This is a genomic window from Actinomadura rubrisoli, assembly GCF_004349215.1.
GTDB classification, from domain to species: domain Bacteria; phylum Actinomycetota; class Actinomycetes; order Streptosporangiales; family Streptosporangiaceae; genus Spirillospora; species Spirillospora rubrisoli.
Genome location: NZ_SMKU01000404.1, coordinates 1 through 7,678 on the forward strand (window position 1 = coordinate 1; position 7,678 = coordinate 7,678).

The 7,678-nt window shown below is 74.1% G+C and carries 9 protein-coding genes; 6 read left to right on the top strand and 3 right to left on the bottom strand.

What is annotated here, in order from left to right:
* On the top strand, window positions 1–355 hold a 355-nt coding region (locus E1298_RS49880; protein ID WP_207945145.1), incomplete at its 5' end, for a hypothetical protein.
* Window positions 356–397: 42 nt separating this feature from the next.
* Complete coding sequence (locus E1298_RS41095; protein WP_131902797.1) at window positions 398–1,309, top strand: TIGR03564 family F420-dependent LLM class oxidoreductase; 912 nt, start codon at window positions 398–400, stop codon at window positions 1,307–1,309.
* Window positions 1,310–1,336: 27 nt separating this feature from the next.
* On the opposite strand, the gene E1298_RS41100 is transcribed toward E1298_RS41095, so the two are convergent.
* Together E1298_RS41100 and E1298_RS41105 are read right to left on the bottom strand one after the other, a co-directional pair.
* Window positions 1,337–1,714 carry a VOC family protein gene (locus E1298_RS41100; protein ID WP_131902798.1) on the bottom strand — a complete coding sequence of 126 codons (378 nt, stop codon included), beginning with the start codon at window positions 1,712–1,714 and terminating at the stop codon, window positions 1,337–1,339.
* Window positions 1,711–2,394, bottom strand: coding sequence for a TetR/AcrR family transcriptional regulator (locus tag E1298_RS41105; protein ID WP_243726147.1), 684 nt, complete (start codon window positions 2,392–2,394; stop codon window positions 1,711–1,713). The genes E1298_RS41100 and E1298_RS41105 overlap by 4 nt, the downstream gene beginning before the upstream one ends.
* Before the next feature lie 277 nt (window positions 2,395–2,671).
* On the opposite strand from E1298_RS41105, the gene E1298_RS41110 reads away from it, so the two are divergent.
* The 4 genes from E1298_RS41110 (at window position 2,672) to E1298_RS41125 (ending at window position 6,224) form a co-directional block, all read left to right on the top strand.
* Complete coding sequence (locus tag E1298_RS41110; RefSeq protein ID WP_131902799.1) at window positions 2,672–3,589, top strand: ABC transporter substrate-binding protein; 918 nt, start codon at window positions 2,672–2,674, stop codon at window positions 3,587–3,589.
* Between the two features lie 126 nt (window positions 3,590–3,715).
* A complete protein-coding gene (locus E1298_RS41115; protein ID WP_131902800.1) occupies window positions 3,716–4,759 on the top strand; it encodes a FecCD family ABC transporter permease in 1,044 nt (347 codons plus the stop codon).
* A complete protein-coding gene (locus E1298_RS41120; RefSeq protein ID WP_131902801.1) occupies window positions 4,756–5,526 on the top strand; it encodes an ABC transporter ATP-binding protein in 771 nt (256 codons plus the stop codon). Before E1298_RS41115 ends, E1298_RS41120 begins: the two co-directional genes overlap by 4 nt.
* Window positions 5,523–6,224: an adenosylcobinamide amidohydrolase gene (locus tag E1298_RS41125; protein WP_131902802.1), complete on the top strand. Its 702-nt coding sequence runs from the start codon at window positions 5,523–5,525 to the stop codon at window positions 6,222–6,224. Before E1298_RS41120 ends, E1298_RS41125 begins: the two co-directional genes overlap by 4 nt.
* A 144-nt stretch (window positions 6,225–6,368) precedes the next feature.
* Here the strand turns inward: E1298_RS41125 and E1298_RS41130 are convergent.
* Window positions 6,369–7,678 (bottom strand): hypothetical protein (locus E1298_RS41130; RefSeq protein ID WP_207945146.1); only part of this gene is annotated, 1,310 nt, incomplete at its 5' end.

Sequence of the window (7,678 nt, forward strand, 5' to 3'; positions counted from 1 at the left end):
GGACGACACGCTGGGTGTGGACGCGGGGGTGGCGGCGTATATCGAGGAGTCGTTCGGGCGGGGGCAGGAGGCGCTGGTGCGGTTCGCGCCGGAGGAGACGCCGGTGCTGTGGCCAGAGCACTTCGATCTGGGAATCGTCGTGGGCGAGGTCAACTACGGGGTGTCGGCCGGGGACGGCTACCTGGGCGAGCCGTACGCGTATGCGGGGCCGTGGGAGCCGCGGGAGGGGACGTTCTGGAACGCCCCGTTCGGGGCTGCGCGGCCGGTGCGGTCTTTGCCGGGGGCGACGGCGCTGCACGACTTCTTCATGGAGGCGAGGGACAGGGCCGCGCACGACCCCGCCCGGAAGGGCTGATCACTCTGTGTGCGAGGATCGATACCGATCAGGGAGGTTCTTGTGCGGATCGGTCTTTCGCTCAGTGAGCGCGGCGGGCCGGAGGCGCTCGTCAAGGTCGCCGACGACGTGCGGCGCGCGGCTGATGACGGCTTCTCCTCGGCGTGGCTCTCGAACATCTTCGGAATGGACGCCCTGACGGCGCTCGCCGTGGCGGGCAGCCAGGTGCCCGGCATCGAGCTGGGGACCGCGGTGGTGCCGTCCTATCCGAGGCATCCCGCCGCCCTGGCACAGCAGGTGCGGACGACCGCGCTGGCGGCGGGCGGGCGGCTGACGCTCGGCCTCGGGCTGTCCCACAAGATCGTCATCGAGGACATGTACGGGTACGACTTCGGCCGTCCCCTGCGGCATATGGACGAGTACCTGTCGGTTCTGCTTCCGCTGCTGAACAACGAGTCGGTGTCGTTCAGCGGTGAGACGGTGCGGGGGCAGATCGGGTTGACCGTGCCGAACGAGGGCCGGGTGCCGGTGCTGCTTGCGGCGCTCGGCCCGAAGATGCTGCGACTGGCCGGAGAGCGGACGGACGGGACGGTGCTGTGGATGACCGGTCCCACCACCGTGCGGGAGCACATCGCGCCGGCCATCACGGCGGCGGCCAAGGCGGTGGGGCGGCCGGAACCACGGGTGGTGTGCGTGCTGCCCGTCTGCGTCACGGGTGATGCGGAGCGCGCGCGGAGCCGGGCGGCCGAAGCGTTCGAGGTGTACGGGACGCTGCCGTCCTATAGGGCGATGATCGACCGGGAGGGTGCGGATGGTCCGGCGGATCTGGCCGTCATCGGGGACGAGGACGCGGTCGGTGCGCGGCTTGAGGAGTTGGCGGCGGCGGGTGTCACCGACTTCGTGGCGGGCGAGTTCATGCCGGGCGAGGACCGGGGCCGCACGAGGGCGTTCCTGAAGTCGGTCACGGGGACCTGAAGACGGTTACCGGGGACCCGAAGTCGGTCACGGGGAGATGAGCTCGTACAGGTTGCCGCTGGAGTCGGAGAAGTAGAGGCCGCGCCCGCCGAGCGGGTGCGCGTCGTCGATCCGGCCGTTGTCGGGGTGGGCGGGCTGGTCGCCGTAGGGGATGTCGCGGGCGTCCAGGCGGTAGACGACCGCGTCGAAGGTGGCGGCGTCCACGTCGAACGCCAGGTGGTGGCCCTGCGGCCGCGCGACGGTCAGGAAGTCGAGGGTGAGCTGCTCGTTCACCTTGATCGGGACGAAGTGGCGCGCGTGCGGGTGGGGGCCGGTGTGGTCCAGGCCCATGACGGCGGCGAAGAAGCGGGCGGCCTCGTCGTTGTCGGCGGCGGTCACGATGGTGTGGTTCAGGGTGATCGTCATTCGGCGGTTCCCTCCTTGAGCGCGCCGTGCAGGAAGACGTCCAGGTAGTCCTCCAGGGACGGGCCCGGGCCGGCGGGCGGACGGGCGTGGGTGAACATCAGGCCCATGAACAGGCTCGCCACCTGGTCCACGGGCAGGCGCAACCGGTCGCTCTCGGGCTGGAACAGCTCGGCGAGGGCGTCGCGGGTGCGGGTCATGGCGGCCTCGCGGTCGGGTCCATCGGCCTGCTCGCCGCCGCCGTGCATGCCGCGTCCGGCGTGTCCGGTGCGCTCGGCCTGGTCGGCGTGGTCGGCCTGGTCGGCCGGTCGGGCGCGGTCGGCGCGGCCGGTGGCGTGCAGGGCGCCGATGACCATGCCCATGCGGGCGAGGTACGCCTCGATCGCGGCGGCGGCCTCGGCGAGGCGGGCCGGGAGCGGCTGGTCGAGGGGGATGGCGTCGATCTCGGCGAGGACGTGATCGGTGCGCAGGGCCTCGCTCACGCAGGCGTCGAGCAGTTCGTCCTTGTCGGCGAACACGCGGAAGATCGTCGCCTCGCCGATGCCGGCGGCGCGGGCGATCCGGCCGGTGGTCACGGTGGCGCCATGCTCGGCGACCAGGGGCAGCGCGGTACGGACGATCATCTCGCGGCGCTCCTGGGGGCTCATCCCGGGGGCACGGCGCCGGTTCCTCGTCGGCTCCATGCCGGCCACGGTACGGAGTGAGTACTCACTCCGTCAAGATGGGAGTGAGCACTCACTCCGACCGGGAAGCGGGACGGTCCGAACCGGCTGATAACGTTGCAGTTCAAGCGCGCCCTGGAGCGAAGTCCGGTGCGAACCCGGTGCTGTCCCGCAACTGTGGTGCCCCTCCCCGAGTGGCCGAGCCAGGTCGCCTCCGCGCGCGCACGACGACTCTCGACCTCGTGGAAGGGCGATCCGTCATGGGCGGACGCGGCTTCCCGGCAGCCAGGAGGCCCCTGTGAGACCCGTACGTGCCCTCGGCGCGGCCATCGCGATCGGCGTCGTGGCGCTCGCCGCCGGATGCGGCGACGGTGACGAGACCGAGGGATCCGGGTCCGGCGCCAAGACCGTCACCGTCCAGGCCGCCAACGGCCCGGTGACGGTCCCGGACCGGCCCAAGCGGATCGTGTCGCTGTCCCCCACGCACACCGAGACGCTGTTCGCCATCGGCGCCGGACCGCAGGTCGTCGCGGTCGACGACTACTCGACCTACCCGGCGGACGCGCCCCGCAAGAAGCTGTCGGGCTTCAAGCCGAACGCCGAGGCGATCATCGGGTACAAGCCGGACCTGGTCGTGCTGTCCGACGACATGGACGGCATCGTCAAGGCGCTGGAGAAGGTCAAGGTCCCCGTCCTGCTGGAGCCGGCGGCGACCAGGCTGGACGAGGCGTACGACGAGATCGCCGACCTCGGCCAGGCCACCGGGCACGCGGCCGAGGCCGGGAAGCTCACCGATGACATGCGGACCCGCATCCAGCGGACGGTGGCCGCCTCGTCCAAGGGCAAGGGCCGCAGCTACTACCACGAGCTCGACAACCAGCTCCACTCGGTGACGTCGAAGACGTTCCTCGGGCAGGTGTACGGGCTGTTCGGGCTGCGCAACATCGCCGACAAGGCGGAGAAGGCGTCCGGCGGGTACCCGCAGCTGTCCCGGGAGTACCTGCTGAAGCAGGATCCCGACCTGATCTTCCTGGCCGACACCAAGTGCTGCCGCCAGAACGCCGCCGCGATCGCCGAGCGGCCCGGCTGGCAGAACCTGGGCGCGCTCAAGAAGCAGGGCGTCGTGGAGCTGGACGACGACATCGCCTCCCGCTGGGGCCCCCGCCTGCCCGAGCTGATCAAGGTGATCGGCGACGCGATCCAGAAGTCCCAGTGATCCCCGGGGACGTCCGCCTGTGACGGTCTCGCCGCCGGGCGCCGGTGACCGCGGCGCCCGAAACGTGCGGCTTCCTGGCGCCGGTGACCGCGGCGCCCGAAACGTGCGGCTTCGCGGGGAGGCCCGGTGAAGGCGCGCGAGGTCCAGGCGCGGCTGCGGGCGGTGCCGCTCGCGGTCGCGCTGGTGCTGCTGGCGGCAACGCTGCTGGCCGGTCTGCTGGTGGGGGCCGCGGACCTGCCGGTGGCCGGGGTGCTGAAGGCGCTGGCCGACCGGATCCCGTTCGTGCGCGTCGACTCGGGGCTCAGTGCCGTCGAGGAGAACGTGCTGTTCCAGCTGCGGGTGCCGCGGGTGCTGATGGCGGCGCTGGTCGGCGGGATGCTCGCGGTCGCGGGCGCCGGGTACCAGGGGGTGTTCCGCAACCCGCTGGCCGATCCGTACCTGCTCGGCGCGGCGGCGGGGGCCGGGGTCGGGGCGACGCTGGTGATCGTGCTGGTGCCGGGCGACCCGGGGTACGTGGTGCCGGTGGCGGCGTTCGCGGGCGCGATCTTCGGCGTCGTCATGGCGTACGCGCTGGGCAGCACGGCGGGCCCGGGCAACGGGATGGCGACGCTCGTGCTGGCGGGGGTGGCGGTGTCGTCGTTCCTCGCGGCGGTGCAGACGTTCATCCAGCAGCTGAGGGCGCAGGAGCTGCAGCGGATCTTCTCGTGGATCCTCGGCGGGGTCGGCTCGGCGGACTGGCGGCAGCTCGCGCTGGTCGCCCCGTACGCGCTGGTCTCGACGGTGGTCCTGCTGGCGCACGGGCGGCTGCTGGACGTGCTGAGCGTCGGGGACGAGGAGGCGACCGCGCTCGGGCTGTCGGCGTCGCGGGTGCGGCTGACGGTGCTGGTCGCGGCGTCGCTGGCGACGGCCTGCGCGGTCGCGGTGAGCGGGCTGATCGGGTTCGTCGGGATCGTCGTGCCGCATGCCGTCCGGCGGCTGGCGGGCGGCTCGTACCGGATCGTCCTGCCGCTGTCGCTGCTCGGCGGGGCGGCGTTCCTCGAACTGGCGGACCTGGTGGCGCGGACGGTGATCGCGCCCGGCGAGCTGCCGCTGGGCGTGGTGACGGCGTTCGTGGGCGGGCCGTTCTTCGTCGCGGTGCTGCGCGCGAGCCGCAGGCGGGTGGGGACGTGACGGTCGCGGTGCGGGGGCTGGACGTGGCGCTGGGCGGGCGCCCGGTGCTCAGGGGCGTCTCGCTGGAGGTGCCCGCCGGGTCGTGGACGGCGGTCATCGGGCCGAACGGCGCCGGGAAGTCCACGCTGCTCCGAGCCGTCCTGGGCCTGGTCCCCTCGGACGGCGAGGTCGCGGTGGCGGGCGCGGACCTGAGCGCGCTCAAGCCCAGGCAGCGGGCCCGGTTGGTCGCCTATGCCCCGCAGAGCCCTAACCTTCCCGTGGACATGACGGTGTTCGACTACACGCTGCTGGGGCGCTCCCCGTACATCCCGCATCTGGGACGGGAGAGCGCACGCGACCGGGCGGTTGTGGCGGAAGTGCTCGAACGGCTGGACCTCACGGATTTCGCAGGCCGTCCTCTGGACCACCTCTCGGGCGGTGAGCGGCAGCGTGTGGTGCTGGCGCGCGCGCTGGCCCAGCAGACCTCGGTCCTGCTGCTGGACGAGCCGACCACCGCGCTCGACATCGGGCACCAGCAGCAGGTGATGGAGCTGGTCGACCAGCTCCGCCTGTCGGACGAGCTGACCGTGGTGACGACCATCCACGACCTCACGCTGGCCGGGCAGTACGCCGACGACCTGGTCCTGCTGTCGGACGGGCGGGTCGCCGCGGCCGGTCCGCCCGCCGAGGTCCTCACCCGCTCCGCCATCGAGGAGCACTTCGACGCCCGCGTGAACGTCTTCCCCGGCCCGGACGGCCGTCCCATCCTCTCCCTGGAGCGGCCGTGAGACTCGACCTGGTGTGGCGCGAGGAGGACGGCGCGCGGCTCGCGTCGACCGTGTGGCGGACGGGCGGCGGGCATCGGACGATCTCGTCCGCGATGCTCGGCGGCGGCATCGGACCGGCGGGCTGGGTGCTGAACGCCCAGGTCGCCGGGGCGTACTCGCGCACCGATCCCGTCGCGCACCTGGCGGAGCTGGCCACGTCGCTCGGGCTGGAGGGTCCGGGCGTCGGCATGCTCACCGCCGCGTCCGTCGACCGGACGGTGCGGCGGGACGACGAGGGGGTGCGCGTCTCGGCGACCGTCGGCCTGCGCGTCCCGACCTGGGCCGCCTCCCCCGCCGGCGCGCCCGATCCCGAGCTGGCACCGCTCCACCTGGACGGAACGGCCCTCGCCCCACCGCCACGGCCAGGGACCGTCAATGTCGTCGTGGCCGTGCCTGTGGCGCTCAGTGACGCGGCGCTCGTCAACGCGGTCGTCACCGTGACCGAGGCCAAGACGCAGGCGCTTCTAGAGGCGGGCTACCCCTGCACGGGCACCGCGTCCGACGCCGTCTGCGTCGTCGCGCCGTCGTCCGGCGCGGAAGAGCCGTTCGCGGGGCCGCGTTCGGCCTGGGGGGCGCGGATCGCCCGCGCCGTCCACGCCGCCGTCCATGCGGGGGCGGTCGACTACACCGCCCAGCTCCGCACCCGCGGCCTGCGCTGACGCGACCGCCCACGCTGACGAACCCGCCCGCGCTGACGCGCCCATCCGCGCAAGGCGACCGGCCGCCGTACCATCCCGGTGCGGTACGACGGCCGGTTCGGGGCCAGTGCTATGACGAAGGCGTCACCTCCTGTTCGTCGTCCTTCAGCCGGCATTGGGCAGGTGGTAGCCGTTGCGGCCCCGTTGCCGGGGATCGCCGAGCGGGTCGGCGTAGGACGAGCGGTTCAGCGGATCGTCCATCGGGGCCAGGGTGTGCACGCCGGTCAGGGGTTCCCGGTCCACGGCGGGCCCGCCCTGCGGCGCTCCGTCGGAGAGGCGGGTCAGGGCATCGACGCGGCGGCGGGCGCGGTCGGCTTCCGTGCGGGCGGCGTCCCGCTCGGCGGTCAGCGCCCGGACGGCGGCGCGGAGCTCCTCGACGGTGCGGGACAGCTGCCAGTTGTGCTGCTCGAACTCGCGGGCCCGCGCCTGCGTCTGGTCGAGGTCGGCGACGGCCTGGCCGCGCTTGGCCTCGGCGTCGCGGACGGCGGAGCGCAGGTCCCCGGCGGCCCGCTGCGCCTCGGCCGCCTCGACCCGCCGGCCCTCGGCGATGGTCTCGGTCTCCGACAGCCGGGCGTGCAGGGCGACCAGCTCCGAGCGCGCCGTCTCCAGCGCGGCGAGCAGCTCGCCCTCCCGGGAGGCGACGCGGTCACGCTCGCTCTCGGCGGCGAGGCGGGCGGCGGCGGACGCGTCGGCGGCGTCCGCGGCCTCCCGGCGCTCCTCGCGGGCGGCGTCCCGCTCGGCGGCGGTGCGCTCGGCCTCGGCGCGGGCGGCGGCCGCGTCCTGCTCGGCGGTCTCCGCGCGGGTGCGGGCGGCGGCGGTCTCTTGCCAGGCGACCTCGGCCTGCCGCTGCGAGGCGTCCCGCTCCCGCTGGGCGATCGCGATGTGCCCGGCGGCGTCGGCGCGGGCGTCGGCCACCCGCCGCTCGACGCCGGAGACGCTCAGCTCGGCGGACAGGGAGCCGGCGAGCCGGTCGGCGACGCCCTCCAGCCGCTCGACCATCTCCCACGTCCAGGCGACCTGGCCGGTGAGCCCGGCGGACTCCCGCGCGTTCTCGCGGGTCTCGCGCGCGGCCCGCTCGCACCTGCCGCCGGTGTCCTGGCAGTAGCGGACGGTGCGGGCGCCGCGCACCGGCTGCGGCACGGGCCGTCCGCAGCCGGCGCACGGCCAGGCCGCCACCGGATCGCCCGCGCGGGCGGCCTCGGCGCGGCGATCGGGGACCGCCGTGTCCCCCGCCGCGGACGGGGAGCCCGCGGGGGGTCGCTCAGGACGGGGAGCCGGGTCGGCGTAGGGCGCGCCGTCGCCGTACAGCGCGGGATCGGTGACGGTGGGAAGGTCGGGAACGGTGGGATGGCCAGGGGCGGTCGGAAGGTCGGGGACGGTCGGAAGGTCGGTCATCGTCGGGGCGGCGGGGGACG